This window comes from Trinickia diaoshuihuensis, from assembly GCF_003390925.1.
GTDB lineage: Bacteria > Pseudomonadota > Gammaproteobacteria > Burkholderiales > Burkholderiaceae > Trinickia > Trinickia diaoshuihuensis.
In genome coordinates this window covers 74,079-90,244 of sequence record NZ_QUBS01000018.1, presented here as the reverse complement: position 1 = coordinate 90,244, position 16,166 = coordinate 74,079, and the positions used below count along the sequence as shown (strand labels likewise).

13 protein-coding genes and 3 tRNA genes are annotated in these 16,166 nt (G+C 65.2%); 6 read left to right on the top strand and 10 right to left on the bottom strand.

All coding sequences use genetic code 11. The features are described 5' to 3' along the window. Positions 1-49 precede the first annotated feature (49 nt). On the top strand, positions 50-499 hold the full coding sequence (locus DXT59_RS04050; protein WP_116135644.1) for an excinuclease ABC subunit A: 450 nt from the start codon (positions 50-52) through the stop codon (positions 497-499). A gap of 82 nt (positions 500-581) precedes the next feature. Here DXT59_RS04050 and DXT59_RS04045 read toward each other — a convergent pair whose 3' ends face one another. Further along, positions 582-1,313, bottom strand: coding sequence for a class I SAM-dependent methyltransferase (locus DXT59_RS04045; RefSeq protein ID WP_116135643.1), 732 nt, complete (start codon positions 1,311-1,313; stop codon positions 582-584). Positions 1,314-1,442: 129 nt separating this feature from the next. Between DXT59_RS04045 and DXT59_RS04040 the strand changes: the two genes are divergently transcribed. Beyond that, on the top strand, positions 1,443-2,693 hold the full coding sequence (locus DXT59_RS04040; protein WP_116135642.1) for an NAD(P)/FAD-dependent oxidoreductase: 1,251 nt from the start codon (positions 1,443-1,445) through the stop codon (positions 2,691-2,693). Between the two features lie 40 nt (positions 2,694-2,733). Here the strand turns inward: DXT59_RS04040 and guaD are convergent, their stop codons facing one another. The 7 genes from guaD to DXT59_RS04005 all read right to left on the bottom strand — a co-directional run bounded on the left by guaD (position 2,734) and on the right by DXT59_RS04005 (position 12,469). Then, entirely contained in the window at positions 2,734-4,041 is a 1,308-nt protein-coding gene (gene guaD / locus DXT59_RS04035) for a guanine deaminase (RefSeq protein ID WP_116135641.1), read from the bottom strand. Between the two features lie 131 nt (positions 4,042-4,172). Further along, positions 4,173-5,213, bottom strand: a complete 1,041-nt coding sequence (locus tag DXT59_RS04030; RefSeq protein ID WP_116135640.1) for an adenosine deaminase — start codon at positions 5,211-5,213, stop codon at positions 4,173-4,175. Continuing rightward, positions 5,210-6,262 carry a xanthine dehydrogenase accessory protein XdhC gene (gene xdhC, locus DXT59_RS04025; RefSeq protein ID WP_116135639.1) on the bottom strand — a complete coding sequence of 351 codons (1,053 nt, stop codon included), beginning with the start codon at positions 6,260-6,262 and terminating at the stop codon, positions 5,210-5,212. Before xdhC ends, DXT59_RS04030 begins: the two co-directional genes overlap by 4 nt. 17 nt (positions 6,263-6,279) lie before the next feature. Beyond that, positions 6,280-8,709 (bottom strand): xanthine dehydrogenase molybdopterin binding subunit, encoded by a 2,430-nt coding sequence (gene xdhB / locus DXT59_RS04020; RefSeq protein ID WP_116135722.1) that lies wholly within the window; start codon positions 8,707-8,709, stop codon positions 6,280-6,282. Positions 8,710-8,729: 20 nt separating this feature from the next. Beyond that, complete coding sequence (xdhA, locus tag DXT59_RS04015; protein ID WP_116135638.1) at positions 8,730-10,265, bottom strand: xanthine dehydrogenase small subunit; 1,536 nt, start codon at positions 10,263-10,265, stop codon at positions 8,730-8,732. 222 nt (positions 10,266-10,487) lie between these two features. Next, a complete protein-coding gene (locus DXT59_RS04010) occupies positions 10,488-11,006 on the bottom strand; it encodes a disulfide bond formation protein B (protein ID WP_116135637.1) in 519 nt (172 codons plus the stop codon). An 83-nt stretch (positions 11,007-11,089) separates the two neighbouring features. Next, positions 11,090-12,469 (bottom strand): amidase, encoded by a 1,380-nt coding sequence (locus DXT59_RS04005; protein ID WP_116135636.1) that lies wholly within the window; start codon positions 12,467-12,469, stop codon positions 11,090-11,092. A 229-nt stretch (positions 12,470-12,698) separates the two neighbouring features. On the opposite strand from DXT59_RS04005, the gene DXT59_RS04000 reads away from it, so the two are divergent. The 4 genes from DXT59_RS04000 (at position 12,699) to DXT59_RS03985 (ending at position 14,651) form a co-directional block, all read left to right on the top strand. Continuing rightward, positions 12,699-14,042, top strand: a complete 1,344-nt coding sequence (locus DXT59_RS04000) for a type 1 glutamine amidotransferase (protein WP_116135635.1) — start codon at positions 12,699-12,701, stop codon at positions 14,040-14,042. Between the two features lie 197 nt (positions 14,043-14,239). Then, positions 14,240-14,315, top strand: a tRNA-Gly gene (locus tag DXT59_RS03995). Positions 14,316-14,379: 64 nt separating this feature from the next. Beyond that, a tRNA-Gly gene (locus DXT59_RS03990) sits at positions 14,380-14,455 on the top strand. A gap of 122 nt (positions 14,456-14,577) precedes the next feature. After that, a tRNA-Cys gene (locus tag DXT59_RS03985) sits at positions 14,578-14,651 on the top strand. A 109-nt stretch (positions 14,652-14,760) separates the two neighbouring features. Here the strand turns inward: DXT59_RS03985 and DXT59_RS03980 are convergent. Continuing rightward, a complete protein-coding gene (locus DXT59_RS03980) occupies positions 14,761-15,396 on the bottom strand; it encodes a LysE family translocator (protein ID WP_116135721.1) in 636 nt (211 codons plus the stop codon). A gap of 108 nt (positions 15,397-15,504) precedes the next feature. Next, positions 15,505-16,146: an FMN-binding negative transcriptional regulator gene (locus DXT59_RS03975; RefSeq protein WP_116135634.1), complete on the bottom strand. Its 642-nt coding sequence runs from the start codon at positions 16,144-16,146 to the stop codon at positions 15,505-15,507. Positions 16,147-16,166: the final 20 nt, after the last annotated feature.

The window sequence follows — 16,166 nt, the reverse complement described above, 5'->3', positions numbered from 1 at the left end:
GCCCGGCACATTGCAGTTATCCAACCAAGAAAAACAGGAAACCAAGAGAATGAAACGTCACCTGAAGCTGGCCGCGATCGTTGCCTTGTCGTTCGCGGCGACCCACGCTATGGCCCGCAATTCGATCGAATCGTATTCGATCGCCAGCGCGCTCGACGCGGGCACGGGCGAGGGCAAAGTCGATGACGGCATCAAGCTTTACTTCGCCGGCCAGCCGCACCCCACCGTGCTCAAGACGCTGGGCGAAGCGGCGACGAACAAGAAGACGAACGCCTTTGGCCGCAGCGACGAGGCCGCATGCCAGCACGTGTTCTTGTCGGCCGTGATCGCCCTGCAAAAGCGCGCGCATGAAATGGGCGGCAACGCGGTGGTGAACATCAAGAGCAACTACAAGGATCAACTGACGGAAAGCCCGACGGAGTTCGTCTGCGGCGCGGGTGGCCTGATTGCGGGCGTCGCGCTCAAGGGCGACATCGTCACGTTGAAAGAGAAGAAGTAAGCGCGGGGAAACCGGCACGGCGGCGCGGTTGCGCCTTGCGTGCCGGTTCGCGCCCCGGTGCGGGGCCGAAGTCGAATCCGGATTAGAGCGGTTTGCGGGCGGCGACGTTGACGAGCGTTTCGCGGCGTTTGCCGGGCTGCGGATGATGCAGGCCAAGGCGCTCGAGCAGACCGAAGTCCTTCGCTCGGCTCCACCAGAGATAGGGCAGCGAGATATGGCGTTCCTCGAAGGCGAAACCGCGCTCGCGCAGCATGGCGAGATAGCCGTCGGCGCTTTTTTGCACGTGCATGGGATGGCGGAACAGCAGGCGGATGACCCACGACTTGATGTAGGCGTCCGTCGATTCGGCGAACAGCAGCACACCGCCCGGTTTCAACACGCGCCAAAAGGAGTCGAGCGCGCGTTCTTGCTCGACGAGGTGATGGAACGTTTGATGGCAGAAGACCATATCGGCGCTCGCATCGGGCAGCGGCAGTGCGGCGCAATCGCCCTGCATGACTTCGACGGAAACGCGCGTGCGTTGGGCGGCCTCGCCGGCCAATGCGAGCGAGGGCCCATGACAATCGACGCCGACGATGCGGCTCGGCTTGAACGCACGGGCCAGCAGTTTGAACGAAATGCCCTGGCCGCACCCGGCGTCGACGATGACGGGAGCCTGGGGCAGCGGCGTATCGATGAGTCGTTTCAGATCGTTGATCGCCACGCGCAACACGTGGTGTTCCCACGTGTGTGTGCGCAGGAACCATACGCCGAACGCCGTCTCGGGGACGAAGGTCGAGCGATGGCTCGCGGCGGTGGATGAATTGGATGACATGTCGGCTTCCCCGAGAATGGTTCTCGTTGTAATGCCGCGCATTGTAATCGGAAGCAGGCAAGGCACGCATGGAAACGGCGACACAGTTCGCTTAGCGTTGAAGTAAGCGATAAAAAGGATGAAAGAAGCATGAATACAGAGTACGGGGAAGTCGAGCATATCGATGTAGCTGTGATCGGCGCGGGACCTGCCGGGGCGGTTGCGTCGGCGTTGCTCGCGCGCGCCGGCCGCTCGGTGCTGGTGCTCGAGCGCCAGCATTTTCCGCGGTTTTCGATCGGCGAAAGTCTGCTGCCACAAAGCATGGCTTATCTCGAGGAAGCCGGCATGCTCAAGGCTGTCGTCGAGGCCGGTTTCCAATACAAGAACGGGGCGTCGTTCGTGCATGGCGAGAAGACCTCGTCGTTCGACTTCCGCGACAAGCATTCCGATGGATGGGGCACGACCTATCAAGTCGAGCGCGCCGTGTTCGACCAACTGTTGATCCGGCGCGCGGCCGATCAAGGCGTACACGTGCGCTTCGGCCATACGGTGCGATCGATGCAAACGGGCGAGAACCCGGTGCTCGAAGTAGCGGACGAAGCGGGGCGCGTCTATCGCGTCGCCGCGCGCTTCGTGTTCGATGCAAGCGGCTTCGGCCGCGTCTTGCCGCGGCTGCTCGGGCTCGAGACGCCGAGCCGCATGCCCACGCGAGCCGCGCTGTTTTCACATGTACGCGATGCCTTACCGGCCGGCACGACCGATCGCGACAAGATTTGCGTGGCCGTCCACCCCGAGCGGCGCGACGTCTGGTACTGGATGATTCCGCTCGCGGGCGGCCGTACGTCGATCGGCTGCGTGGCCGACGCCGATTTTCTCGATGTGCCCGAGGCGCAGCGCGAGGCGAAACTGCGCGAATTGATGCGGGCCGAACCGACGGTTGCGCGCTTGCTCGGCGATGCGCCGTTCTTGATGCCCGTCAATCGCATCGCCGGTTATTCGGCGAACGTCGAACGATTGCATGGCCCCGGTTACGCACTGCTGGGCAACGCCGGCGAATTCCTCGATCCCGTGTTCTCGTCGGGCGTGACGATCGCGCTGCGCTCTGCGCATCTCGCCGCGCAAACGCTGCTCAAGCAACTCGACGGCGAGCGCGTGGATTGGGCCGCCGAGTACGATGCGCCGCTGCGTAAGGGCATCGATACGTTCCGCGTGTTCGTGGAACGCTGGTATACGGGCGAGTTGCAGGACATCATTTTCTACGAGAATCAAACGCCGAAGATTCGCCGCATGATCAGCTCGATTCTCGCCGGTTACGCATGGGATGAGACCAATCCGTATGTCGCGGATCCGGTGCGGCGTTTCAATGCGCTGCATGAAGTGTGCACGACCATGCAGCCGTAATGGCCCGCACGCGGTGGAAGCGCCGCGGCGAGTCCGGCGGTCAGGCGCGCCGATGCACGCGCTTGCCCGCCGCATAGGTCTCGAGCACGGCGCGATCGTCGCCGAGCATGGCGAAGGCGAACAGCCATTCCTCGGGCGATTGCGCGAGCGCCGTGCGGCGAGCGAGCAGCGGCGTGGCCTCGGGATCGAGTACGATGAAGTCCGCTTCGGCGCCCGCGCGCAGCGTGCCGATCGTGTCGTCGAGCCCGAGCGCTTGCGCGGCGCCCGCGGTTGCGAGCCAGAACATCCGGGCCGCCGTGAGGTGGTGCCCGGTCATACGCGCGACCTTGTGCGCTTCGTTCATCGTCTGCAGCATCGAGAACGACGTTCCGCCGCCCACGTCGGTGCCGAGCGCGACCGGCATACCCGATGCGCCCGCCTTGTCGAAATCGAAGAGCCCACTGCCGAGGAACAGGTTCGAAGTAGGGCAGTGCGACGCGACGGCGCCCGTTTCCGCCATGCGCGCGCGATCGTGGTCGTCCAAATAGATGCAATGGCCGTATACGGCGCGCCGGCGCAGCAGGCCGTAGTGCTCGTAGACGCCGAGATAGCTGCGGTGACCCGGGAACAGCTCCGCCACCCACTTCACTTCGTCGGTGTTTTCCGAGACGTGGCTTTGGATGAAGACGTCGGGATGCAAGCGGGCGAGGGCGCCGCACGCTTCGAGTTGTTCGGGCGTCGAGGTGGGCGCGAAGCGCGGCGTTAGCGCGTACAGTTGGCGTCCGCGTTTGTGCCATCGCTCGATCAACGCGGCGCTGTCGTCATAGCCCGATTGCGCCGTATCGCGCAGGAACTCGGGACAATTGCGATCCATGAGCACCTTGCCTGCGACCATGCGCAGATTGCGCGCCTCGCTTGCTTGGAACAGCGCATCGGCCGAGCCCATGTGCACCGTGCAGTAGACGAGCGCCGTCGTCGTCCCGCAAGCCACCAACTGGTCGAGAAAGAAGTCGGCTACGCTCGTCGCATGCGCGGGATCGGCGAAGCCGCGTTCGGTCGGGAACGTATAGGTGTCTAGCCACGGCAGCAGCCCCGCCGCCGGCGAGGCGATCATCTCGGTTTGCGGATAGTGCACGTGCGTATCGATGAAGCCGGGGGCAATCAATTTGCCGGGCCGCTCGACGACGGCCGTGTCCGGCGTCAACTGCGAACGCAGCGACGCATACGAGCCGGCGGCCAACACGCGCTCGCCTTCGACGATGAGCAAGCCGTCTTCCTCGAAACAGGCGCCGCCCGCCTTCGTGGCGGGGTCGCCGGCGAAGGTCAGCAGTTTGGCGCGGTAGGCGGTCCGCGGTGGGTGTTGACTCATGATCGTACGTCTCTCAGTGCGATAAAAAATGCGGGCTGCGCGGCGCGAGGCCGAGCGGCGCCTTCGTTGCATCCGCAACGGAAGGTCGGCGCGGCGGGTGCGGCCGGTTTAACGCGGTCCGCATCGGAAAGTCAATGCGGCGCGGAGTCCGGCTGGCTCCAATAGGCATCGAGTTTGTCGATCAGCGCCTGCCGCTCGATCGGCGAGACGAACGACGCCTCGAACCCGTTGCGCAAAATCGTGTAGACCTCTTGCTCCGTCAAATCGAGCGCCTCGACCGTGGCGAAATAGTTGGCATTGACGTAACCGCCGAAGTAAGCGGGATCGTCCGAGTTCACGGTGACGGCCACCCCTTGCGCGAGCAATTGCTTGAGCGTGTGTTGCTTCATGTCGTCGAACACGCGCAGCTTGATGTTCGAGAGCGGACACACCGTCAGTGCCACGCGCGAATCGGCGAGCCGGGCCACGAGTGCGGGATCTTCGATACTGCGCACGCCGTGATCGACGCGATCGACCTTGAGCACGTCGAGCGCTTCGTGAATATAAGCGGGCGGCCCTTCCTCGCCCGCGTGTGCGACGAGCTTGAGTCCCCGTTCGCGCGCCTTCGCGAAGACGCGCTCGAACTTCGAGGGCGGATGACCTCGCTCGGACGAGTCGAGACCGACGCCGATCAGGCGATGCGAATAGGTATCGAATAGCGGCAAGGCCGCTTCGTAGGTGGCGAGCGCGTCGGCCTCCGACAAGTGGCGCAGGAAGCAGAGGATGAGCTTGCTCGTGAGCCCGCGTGCTTCGCCTTCGGCCAACGCGCGTTCGATGCCGGCCACGGCCGTGCTGATCGCGACGCCGCGTTCCATATGCGTTTGCGGATCGAAAAAGATTTCGGCATGCACGACGTTGTCGGCGAGCGCGCGTTCGACGTAGGCGGCCGTCATCGTGTAAAAATCTTCTTCCGTCAGCAGGACGCTTGCCCCGGCGTAATAGATGTCGAGAAACGACTGCAGATCGGTGAACTCATAAGCCCGCTTCAGCGCTTCGATCGATTCGTACGAAAGTTTCACGCCATTGCGTTTGGCGAGGTTGAAGATGACCTCCGGCTCGAGCGAACCTTCGATATGGATATGCAGTTCGGCCTTCGGCGCGCCGGCGATTTTTTTAGCTAAGTTCGGTGTCATGGTCGGTCAGCGGTTGCAGCAAGGAAAACGGTTGATCGGGCACGGCCGTTGGGGGCGGCGCGGGCGGCTTCGATGGCTTGCAGCAACTGCGCGGCGGCGGAGAGCGCGATGACCTCGGGGGCTTTGTCGTCGATGCCTTCGATACCGATCGGGCAGACCATCCGGGCGATGGCCGCGGGCTCGATGCCGAAGGCGGCGAGGCGCTCGTCGAATTGCCGGCGCTTCGTGCGCGAGCCGATCATCCCGAAAAACAGAAAATCGCCGCGCCGCAAGATACGCTCGGCGAGGACGAGATCGCGCGCATGGTCATGCGTCATGACGACGAACGCGGTACCCGGGGGCGCGTCATCGACCGCATCCTCCGGCGTCTCGCGCGCGTCGATCGTCACATTGGCCCATTCGGTGAGCGCTTGTTTCGACGGAAAGCGGGCATCGCGTACGTCCACCCAGCGCACGCGGCACGGCAACGTCGTCAGCACGCGCGCAAAGGCCGTGGCGACGTGCCCGGATCCGAACAGCATGACGGGGACCTCGCGCGAGACGATCGTCTCCGTGAGCAGCGCGTTGCCTTCGTCGAAACCGGCGCCGTCCCACAGCAGACATTCGGGCGCTTGGATACCGGTATCCAAGGGCGCCAGCCGCACAGGTTCGTGCAAGGGGCCGAATGATACGCTGCGTTGCATCGCTTTGCCGGCATGGATCGATTTACCGAGCGCGGCCACCCAATCGAGGTCGCCGACGTCGAGCCGCTCGAACGCCAGCACGACCGCGCCGCCGCAGCATTGACCGAGGCTCGGCCCGAGCGAGAGCCTTTCGAGCCGCCGCATACGCGGCACACGCATGCCGTCGCGCAGCACTTCGCGGGCGATTTCGATCGCGCGCCATTCGAGATGGCCGCCGCCGATCGTGTGGAGCGCGCTTTCGCGCGTGACGATCATCTTCGCGCCCGCCTCGCGCGGCGTCGAACCCTCGACGCGAGCAACCGTCACGAGCACGACGGCATCGCCGTGCGTGAGCAATTGTTGTAATTCGGTGAGCCAGGGTTGCATGCGTGCGTGTGCTCCGTTCAAGCCGTATCGCCGGCGGGTGCGGTGCGGACTGTGCCGGCGGCCGTCGATGCGGTACGTTCAAGCGCTGCATGGTTCGTGCCATCGCCGCGCGCGGCGCCGGTTTCCTCGAGCGCAAAGAGAATCGCCTCTGGCGTCGCGGGCGCGACGAGCGGCGGTGCGCCACGGCTTCCCGGCGCTTGCGCGGCGATCGCGTCGCGTATGGCCAGGAACACGGAGAAGGCGAGCAGCAGCGGCGGTTCGCCGACGGCCTTCGAGCGGAAAATCGTCGGCTCGGCGTTTTCGTTGGCAAAGAGCCGGACGTCGAACGCAGCCGGGGTATCGCTGACGGCCGGTATCTTGTAGGTCGACGGGGCGTGCGTCATCAAGCGCCCATCGCGGTTCCACCAGAGCGCTTCGGTCGTGAGCCAGCCCATCCCTTGGATAAACCCGCCTTCGATCTGGCCGATGTCGATCGCCGGGTTAATCGAGCGGCCGACGTCGTGCAGTAGATCGGCGCGCACGAGCTTGGATTCGCCCGTCAGCGTATTGACGACGACTTCCGCCACCGCCGCGCCGTAGGCGAAGTAGTAGAACGGATGGCCCGTCATCGACGCGGCGTCCCAATGGATCTTCGGGGTCGTGTAAAAACCGTCGGACCACAGTTGCACGCGCGCGAGATAGGCTGCGGCGACGAGCTGACCGAACGGGATGGAGGCGTTCGCCCCATGCACTAGCCCTTGCTCGAAGCGGACGCCCGACGCCTCGCCGCCGAGCGTGCGCGCCGCCAACTCGGCGAGACGGTCGCGGATCGTCAGCGCGGCGGCCTCGGCCGCCTTGCCGTTCAGATCGCTGCCGGTGGAGGCGGCCGTCGCGGACGTATTGGCGACTTTCGAGGTGTCGGTGGCGCTCACGCGTACTTGCGCGAGCGGCAGGCCGAACACGTGGGCGACGACCTGCGCCACCTTCGTGTTGACTCCCTGACCCATTTCGGTGCCGCCGTGATTGACGAGCACGGAGCCATCCCGATAGACGTGCACGAGCGCACCGGCCTGATTCAAGAATTCGACGTTGAACGAGATCCCGAACTTGACCGGCGAGAATGCGATGCCGCGCTTTAAGAACGGGCTCGCCGCGTTATAGGCGGCGAGCGCTTCGCGCCGCGTGCGGTATTGGCTCGAATCGAGCAATTGGGCCGTGAGCTGTGGGAGCACGTTGTCTTCGACGCGTTGGCCGTAGGGCGTCGTATCGCGCTCGCCGATTCCGTAGTAGTTGATGAGCCTGACGTCGAGCGGGTCGCGGCCGAGCGCGCGGGCAATGCCGTCGAGGATGACTTCGGTGACGAGCGCGCCCTGCGGACCGCCGAAGCCTCGAAAGGCGGTGTTCGACTGCGTGTTCGTCTTGCACGGGAGTGCGACGATCTCGACATCCGAAAGGAAGTACGCATTGTCGACATGGCAGACGGCGCGCGTGGCGACGGCGCCCGACAAGTCGGCCGAATAACCGGCCCGCAGCGCGATCTCGACGCGCAAGCCGAGAATCCGGCCGTCGTCGTCGTAGCCTGCTTCGTACCGGTAGAGCGCATCGTGGCGTTTGCCCGTGACGAGGAAGTCGTCATCGCGGTCGACCCGTAGTTTGACGGGACGCCCTAGGCGCGTGCAGGCGAGCGCGGCTACGCATGCGAACAGGCCCGACTGCGATTCCTTGCCGCCGAATCCTCCGCCCATCCGTCGGCACTCGCAGACGACGTTATGCGCGGGCCAACCGAGCATATGAGCGACCACCGCTTGCATTTCGCTTGGGTGCTGCGTCGAGCTATAGACGTGGACGCCGTTGCGCTCGGTCGGAACGGCGTAGGCTACTTGCCCTTCGAGGTAGAACTGTTCTTGGCCGCCGACTTCGAATTCGCCGTCGAGCCGGTGCGGCGCTTGCGCGATGCGCGCGGCGGGCGAGCCGCGCGTCAAGCGCTGCGGCGGCAGGACGTAGTGATGCCGCGCCCTGGCTTCGGCGATCGTCAGGACCGGCTCCAGCGGTTCGTAGCGCACGACGTCGTCGCGCTTGGCGAGGGCGGCCGCGCGGCGCGCGAGTTCGTAAGACGTTGCAACGACGGCGAACACCGGCTGCCCGAGGTATTGGACGAGATCGTCCGCCAGTATCGGATCGTCGTGAACCACGGGGCCGCAATTGTTCTCGCCGGGGATATCGGCCGCGGTGAAGACGGCGACGACGCCCGGCGCTTCGCGCACGGCGGTCAGGTCGAGCGCGACGATATGCGCGTGGGCGTGGCGCGACAGCCCGAGCGCAACGTAAAGCGTGCCCGCCAGTTCGGGTAAGTCGTCGGTGTAGCGCGCTTCGCCGCTCACGTGCAACTCGGCCGACTCGTGCGGTAGCGGCACGCCGATCGCGTCGCCGGGGCTCGCCGTATGCGCCGCGGAGACGGGTGGGGCAATGGGCGCTTCGGTGGGCTGGTTCACGGTGCCTCCTTGGCGTGCGCCGCGTCGAAGGCGAATGCATCGACTTGTGCCAGCGCGAGCGGGGCTTCATCGCGTGTTTCGAGCCAGAAGCGCCAGAGCAAATTGGCGGCGACGGCCGCGCGATAGCGGCTCGACGCGCGCAAATCCGTCAGCGGCTGGTAATCGCTCGCGAGCGCTTGCATGGCGCGCCGCGCCGCCGCCTCGTCCCAGGGGCCACCGGCGAGCGCTGCCTCGGCGAGCAATGCCCGCTTGGGTGTGGCGGCCATGCCGCCGAACCCGACGCGGGCGCTTGCGATCGCGCCGTCCACCATCTCGATAGCGAACGCCGCGCATACGGCCGAGATGTCTTGATCGTAACGCTTCGAGACTTTGTAGGTCCTAAAGCGCAGCGTTGTTGCGGGGCGCGGAACGCGCAGCGCGGCGACGAATTCGCCGGCTTCGAGCGCCGTTTTCTGATATCCGAGGTAGAAGGCGTCCAGCGGCATCGTGCGAGTGTCTCGGCCTCGCCGCAAAACGATTTGCGCGTCGAGTGCGATCAATGCGGGCATCGAGTCGCCGATGGGCGAGCCGTTGGCGACGTTGCCGCCGAGCGTGCCGGCATTGCGGACCGGAAGCGAGGCGAATCGTTTGCCGAGTTCGACCAGTTCCGGGTAATCGACGACGAGGGCGGCGTAGGCGTCTTCGAGCGTCGCGGCTGAGCCGATCGTCAGCGTGGTGGCGTCGCGCTCGATCGCGCGCAGTTCGGCTACGCGGCCGATGTAGAGCAAGTCCCCGAGATCGCGCAGTTGCTTCGTGGCCCACAGCCCGACATCGGTACTGCCCGCGAGCACGAGCGCGTCCGGATGCTCGCTGCGCAGTTGCGCGAACGCATCGAGCGAAGTCGGCGCCCAGAACCGGTTTTCGCCGAAGGCGCTGCCGCGGACGTCCGTGCCGGCGTAGGCGAACGTTTCGTTAGGCTCCGGTTGGATCGTTCGGAGCGCTTGCACGAGTGCTGTCCGATCGAGCGCGACGCGCGCGTAACGGTCGGTGTCGAGCATCTGCTGGGCGGCTTCAACGATCGGACGATAGCCCGTGCAGCGGCATAGGTTGCCCGAGAGCGCCGTGGCGATTTCCTCGCGCGTCGGCAGCCCGGCGTCGGCGGGGTGGTTTTCGTAAAGCGCCCACATCGACATGGCGAACCCGGGCGTGCAAAAGCCGCATTGCGAGCCGTGACAGTCCACGAGCGCTTGCTGAACCGGGTGCAGTGCGCCGTCGGGCCCACGCAAGTCTTCGACGGTGAAGAGCGCGCATCCGTCGAGCGTGGGCAGGAAGCGGATGCAGGCGTTGACGGCCTTGAGCGCGAACTCGCCGTTGCCGTCGAGTTCGCCGACGACGACCGTGCACGCGCCGCAGTCGCCTTCGGCGCATCCCTCTTTGGTGCCCGTGCAGCGCATATCGTCGCGCAGGTGCTGCAGCACCGTGCGCGTGACGGGAACGCCCGAGACTTCGCGGATGGCGCCGCGGTGGTAAAAGCGGATGGGATGCGTCTTCATAGCCGAATCCTCGAAAGTGGGACCAGGCGCGCGTTACGCGAATGCCCGCCAGAGGGCCCGCGCACGTGGATCGCCATCCATGTATGCCCGAAGATAGCACCGACGCGGGCGTAAGACATCGCTTGGCGCTGATGAGCGCTATTCGCGGCCGCTCATGACGTCAATACGATTCCCCCGGGAGCGCAAAGTTGCCGCGCGGCGGCGGGGGCTTTGCGCGCGTGCTCAGATAGCGTGCAGCCGCCGCCGGTCGCGGCGGCGCCACAAGCTCGTCGCGACCGCGACGAACGTGAGCCCGAAGGCGATCAGCGCCCACCCGGGCAACAAAATGCCGAGAATGGGCGGATAGACGGTTTCGCACAGGCCGCCCACCTTGAAGACGCTCGGCAGCCAATGGGCCGGCGGCAAACTGTCGACGACCGGCTGCAGCGCATCGAAGCCGCAACTGAAGCCGGGATTCAGTTGGATATACAAATGCTTGGCCGCGCCCGCGATTCCCGCAACGGCGCAGACGGCGATCAGCGTTTCGAACAGCGCGATGCCGCGCCATCCCTTGCGCGCCGCGCCGACGAAAGCGAACAGCGCGATCAACAGGAACAGATAGCGCTGAATGATGCATAGGGGGCACGGATCCTCGTGCTTCACGAACTGCAGATAAAGCGCGCCGCCGACGAGGGCTAGGCAGACGAACCCGAGCAGCGCGAGAAGGCGGCGCTCGCGGCGCAGCGAATGAATATCGTTCATGAGTGGCTCACGCCCCAAAAGATAAGTCGGTCAATGGTACGTACTTTCACTTAAACGTTCGTTAAACCGGGCCGTATCGGTTTTCATCGGATCGACTCGAGCACGCGCTCGACGGCGAGCGCCGTGGCGAGCAGGGCCTCGTCCGCGTGCGGCGCGGCCGCGAGCATGAGCCCGACGGGTGCCTGGCCGCGCGCGTGACACGGCAGGGACACGGCGCAGGCATCGAGCATGTTGAATAGACTCGGATTGCGCAACACGAGCGCGTTGATCTCGGCGTAGGTCGTGTCGTCGGCATCGCACTCGGCGACGCGCGGCGGCACGATCGGCACCGTGGGCGCGACGATCGCGTCGAAACGCCGCCAGAGCGTGCGTTGCGCCGTCTCGATCAAGGCGGCGCGCTGCGCCAGCAAATCGATGTAGTCGGCCGCCAGGGCCGCTTCGCTCTTCTTGATCCGGACGAGCACGCGCGGGTCGTAGCGCTCGCCCTGCGTTTCGATGAGCGACCGGTGCCACGCGTAGGCTTCCATCGACGAAATGCCGAAGCGGTAGGGCCATGCGGGATCGTCGAGCGGCGCGAAGCGCACGTCGGAGAGAATCGCACCGGCCGCTTCCAAATGCTTCGTCGCCGTTTCGACGGCGGCGGCGACTTCGCGGTCCATGCCATCGGTGACGAAATGGTTGAGCACGCCCAGGCGCAGCCCTTCGAGCGGCCGGGCGTCAGGCACCTGCGGCGGCAGCCCGGCGAGAATGCGATCGACGAGGGCGCAACACGAGACCGATACGCCGATGGGTCCGAACGAGTCGAGCGTCGTCGAGAGCGGCACGGCGCCTTGCCTCGGCACGCGGCTGGCGGTCGGCTTGAAGCCGGTCAGTCCGCACAGGGCGGCGGGGATGCGGATCGATCCGCCGGTGTCGCTGCCGAGGGCGACGGCGGCCATGCCGTCCGCGACGGACGCCGCCGCGCCCGAGGACGACCCGCCCGCGATGCGCGCCTCGCCGGGCTCGCCGCGGCGATACGGAGAGAGCGGCGTGCCGTAATGGGGATTGAGACCGAGCCCCGAATAGGCGAACTCCGTCATGTTCGTGCGTCCGACGATGACCGCGCCCGCGCGACGCAGGCGAGCGACGGCCGGGGCGTCGGCCCCGGCGGGCGGGGCGCCGTCCAGCACGCGCGAACCGGCGCGCGTCACCTGGCCCTGTACGTCGAACAAGTCCTTTACCGACACCGGGATGCCCGCGAGCGGAGACAGCACCGTGCCCGCTGCACGTAAGCGGTCGAACGCATCGGCGCTGGCCCGCGCGTGCTCGGCGTCCACTTCGAGGAAAACGGTGGCGCCTTGCCCGGCTGGATCGGCGATCCGCTCGAGGGCTGTTTCGACTAGCGCGCGGCTCGTCGTATGCCCTTGCGCCAAATCGGAGGCGAGGCGGGCGAGCGGCGGGAATGGGACGAAATCGGTGGCCATAAGGTGTCGAATCGAAGCTGTGGACTTGGCGCGACGCAATGCCGCAACCGCGAGCGCGGGTGGATGAACGAACCGGGCGTTGCGGGCAACCCTTTATCGGCGATTGTAACTGCTGCCCTTTTTTTTCGCGGATCGCGCTCCCGGCCGCGAAAAAGAGGTGATTTGCGACCCGCCGGTTCAGTGGCGGATAATGAATTCAATTTCATCGCCGACGCGCCTGCCTATCGTTATGAGCGAAACCACGCCGCCGAACGCCGATCGCCCCGGCTCAGAGTCTTCTACTGCGTCCACCTCTCCGGTCCCACCCCCGGATTCTCCCACTGCCGTCACGCCGCCCGCCGGATCGCCAACGCTCCCGGCGAGCGGCGCGCAGCCGCCCGGGGTGCCCGGCGCCACCGGTGTGGCCACGACGTCCAATGCCACGGATACGCCGAGCGCCGCCGCGCGGGCCGCGACGGATGCGCTCGACTCCGCATCCGCCGTGGCGCCCACCTCGCCGGTGCGGCCCGGTACGAGCTTGGAGGCCGACGCCGCGCAAGCGAAATCCACGGCCGCGGCGCAGACGGCAGCCCAGGAGCATGCGGCGCAAATCGCGCGAGAGACCGTGCCCGGTGCGCCGCCGCCGGGCTTCGGCGCGCCGCCTGATTTCGACTCGCCGCGCCCGCCGCCCGCGAGCACCGTCGCGCAGACGCAGCCCGCCTACCTGCGGCATAACGATTCGCCGTGGTCCGTGTTGGGCCGGACCCTCGCGGCCAGGGCGCGGCAATTGTTCGACCGGGCGGGGCAGCGCATTACGCAGCGGACGCTGCGCATCGGCGTATCGGCGCGAATCTTCCACCCGGAGCCGGGTGCGCGCGGGCTGCGCGGCAAGACGCTGCAATACCTCGAGGAGTCCGTCGCGCACTGGGTGATGTCGCGCGATGTCATGGTGTTCATGATTCCGACCGTCGGTCATCAAGGCATGCTGCACCCGAGCAATATTCGCTTGCGCGACTACGCGAAGCATCTCGATGGTCTGCTGCTGCAAGGCGGCGCGGATGTTTCTCCGCAGACTTATGCGGCGAGCGACATGCGGCCGGAGTGGCCCGGCGATCGCGTGCGCGACATGTACGAACTGGAGCTGCTTTATGAGTTCATCGAATCGGGCAAGCCGGTGCTCGGCATTTGCCGGGGGTGCCAACTGATCAACGTCGCGTTCGGCGGCACGCTGTATCAGGACATCGCCACGGAGGTTCCGACGGCGGGCGTCCACGTGAGCGAGTTCTACGATCAGCATCGGCACTCGGTGCGCTTTCCCGACGGCTCGACGCTGGCCAGTATGTTTCCTGGCCGGCGCGAGGCCATCGTCAATTCGATCCATCACCAAGCGGTGAGGACGCTCGGACGCGATCTGAACATCGAGGCCGTCTCGGCGAGCGACGGGCTCATCGAGGCGGTTCGCTACCGGCGCGCGCCGTTTGTCGTCGGCGTGCAGTGGCACCCCGAATTTCACCGGGCGGGCGGCGATGAGTTGCTCGATTGCACGCCGCTCTTGGATACGTTTCTGCGCGCCGCGCGCGAGACGCGGTTCTAAGGATCGGATCGACGGGCCCGCGAGCGGGTGCTGCGTAGTGCCCGCCGGTGGGAGCCTAGCGCTGACCACGATACGTCGCCGATCGATCGATGCAAAAAGTGTTGACACGTTTCAGCGGTTTATACATAATCTCGCTTCTCCGACGCACGCAGGTTAGCGAGTCAGTCGGAAGTAGTAGAAAAAGCAAGCAGCAAACTGCGGGAGTAGCTCAGTTGGTAGAGCGCAACCTTGCCAAGGTTGAGGTCGCGAGTTCGAGACTCGTCTCCCGCTCCAGTTTCGATGCGGTATGTCGTGCGGAGCAATTCGTCGAGGTGCCGCGAAGCAGTAGGTAGGATACGCGGGAGTAGCTCAGTTGGTAGAGCGCAACCTTGCCAAGGTTGAGGTCGCGAGTTCGAGACTCGTCTCCCGCTCCAGGTATAGGGGGAAGCTAAGCTTCCCTTTTTGTTTAGCGGCCCGTCACGGTGAGTGTGCTAAACAAACAGCCGGAACGTCCGCGCGCATTGCGCGGCGTCGATACTCCGGTGCATCCGGTTTTGGCGCGATAGCAAAGCGGTTATGCAGCGGCCTGCAAAGCCGTGTAGGCCGGTTCGACTCCGGCTCGCGCCTCCAAATAAAAACCCTGACCAGCTTCGGCTCGTCAGGGTTTTTTCTTTTGCGATAACGGCGCCATGAACCGCCGCCGTGCTCGTTTCGATTATCTTCGTCCAGTGTCCTCGATTTACGTCGACGACCAACCGAGCAGCCGCACGCCGGCCACCCCGAAAACGACCGCGAGGCAGCCTTCCAACGCGCGACGCGTGCGCTTGTAAATGCGCCGGGCGCGGTCGATGGAAAACAGCACGGCGTATCCGCTGAAGACGAACGTGCCGATTACCGCGCAACCCGGAATGACGGCGCCATGCGTCGCGCCGGAGCTATTGGACGAAAGTGCGACGATCGACACCCAGACCAAGATGGCTTTCGGATTGGTCAAATGCAGCAACGCGCCTTTGACATAGAGCGCCTTCAAAGTGGCGGGACGATCGCGCTCCAGCGCACCGCCAGCCGTCGCCGAGAGCGCCGTGCGGCCCGATTTGAAAGCGAGCCACAGCAGATAAACACCGCCGAAGATTTTGATCGCGACGATGAAGTGCGAATAGGCGATCAAGGCCGCCGAAATGCCTACCGTCGCGATGCTCGCCCAAAACATCGAGCCGGAAATGACGCCCGCTGCGAATGCGAGCGCTGCTTTGCGACCGTTATTGGCCGCAATCGACATGATCGCGAGATTGCTCGGTCCCGGGCTGGCGGTGCCGACGAAATACGCGGTGTAGGCAAGCAGAAGATTGGCTGAGAAAAAAGTATTGGCCGACATCATGGCTCTTTGAATAAATGGCGAGACTCGATTGTTGTCGATCGGGCACTGTTCGCCAGGGTCAATTTTCTTGCGTTCGACCTGGCCAGTCGTGTGACTTGGGCCAGGCTACTTGTTGCGTTTACGCGCGGCTTCCGCAAGCATCGCATCGCCCATGACACAGTGTCCGCTGGCACGCAGTCCTTCTCCGGCGCCTTCTATGTCCCGCGCGTCCTTGTTTTGGCCTAGCTTGCTTTTGCCGACCAAGCGGGTGACCTCGATTTCCAATCCGACGATCTCGCTCAGCAGCGTCTCGATGTAGTCGGCCGGCGCATCGCCCATCTTCCACGGTCGAGGCTGCGCCGCCTCGTGCGTGCGCGTGAGCCGTGCGACGACCCCGCGCACATATTTGGTGTCGTCGCGAACCGTGATGCGCCCATGCGCATGGACGACGATGTAATTCCATGTCGGCACTTCGCGGTGCGTCTCGTGCTTGCTCGGATACCAGTTCGGCGAAATGTAGGCATCCGCCGCCCGGAACACGACGAGCACCTCGTCACCGTTCGCGACATCCTGCCAGACTGGGTTCGCCCGGGCCACATGCGCGCGCAGGATGCCGAGCCCGCCCGCTTGCGTGTCGAGTTCGAACGGAATGTGGATGGCATCGAGCCCATTGACGCCGTGGGTGACGAGCATCCCAAACGGATGTTGCGCGATGCACGCATGCAAGACCTCCACGCGAGGTTCGTTGTAATCGGCGGGAATGTACATGAGTTTCTCTACGAGGCAAC

What these genes read in the sequence shown, in the direction of transcription:
- xdhC (WP_116135639.1), bottom strand. Translation starts at nt 6,262, where the DNA reads ATGCAACCCTGGCTCACCGAATTACAACAATTGCTCACGCACGGCGAT.
- DXT59_RS04010 (WP_116135637.1), bottom strand. Translation starts at nt 11,006, where the DNA reads ATGAACGATATTCATTCGCTGCGCCGCGAGCGCCGCCTTCTCGCGCTG.
- DXT59_RS04000 (WP_116135635.1), top strand. Translation starts at nt 12,699, where the DNA reads ATGAGCGAAACCACGCCGCCGAACGCCGATCGCCCCGGCTCAGAGTCT.
- DXT59_RS03980 (WP_116135721.1), bottom strand. Translation starts at nt 15,396, where the DNA reads ATGTCGGCCAATACTTTTTTCTCAGCCAATCTTCTGCTTGCCTACACC.
- DXT59_RS03975 (WP_116135634.1), bottom strand. Translation starts at nt 16,146, where the DNA reads ATGTACATTCCCGCCGATTACAACGAACCTCGCGTGGAGGTCTTGCAT.
- DXT59_RS04005 (WP_116135636.1), bottom strand. Translation starts at nt 12,469, where the DNA reads ATGGCCACCGATTTCGTCCCATTCCCGCCGCTCGCCCGCCTCGCCTCC.
- DXT59_RS04040 (WP_116135642.1), top strand. Translation starts at nt 1,443, where the DNA reads ATGAATACAGAGTACGGGGAAGTCGAGCATATCGATGTAGCTGTGATC.
- xdhA (WP_116135638.1), bottom strand. Translation starts at nt 10,265, where the DNA reads ATGAAGACGCATCCCATCCGCTTTTACCACCGCGGCGCCATCCGCGAA.
- DXT59_RS04030 (WP_116135640.1), bottom strand. Translation starts at nt 5,213, where the DNA reads ATGACACCGAACTTAGCTAAAAAAATCGCCGGCGCGCCGAAGGCCGAA.
- DXT59_RS04050 (WP_116135644.1), top strand. Translation starts at nt 50, where the DNA reads ATGAAACGTCACCTGAAGCTGGCCGCGATCGTTGCCTTGTCGTTCGCG.
- DXT59_RS04045 (WP_116135643.1), bottom strand. Translation starts at nt 1,313, where the DNA reads ATGTCATCCAATTCATCCACCGCCGCGAGCCATCGCTCGACCTTCGTC.
- guaD (WP_116135641.1), bottom strand. Translation starts at nt 4,041, where the DNA reads ATGAGTCAACACCCACCGCGGACCGCCTACCGCGCCAAACTGCTGACC.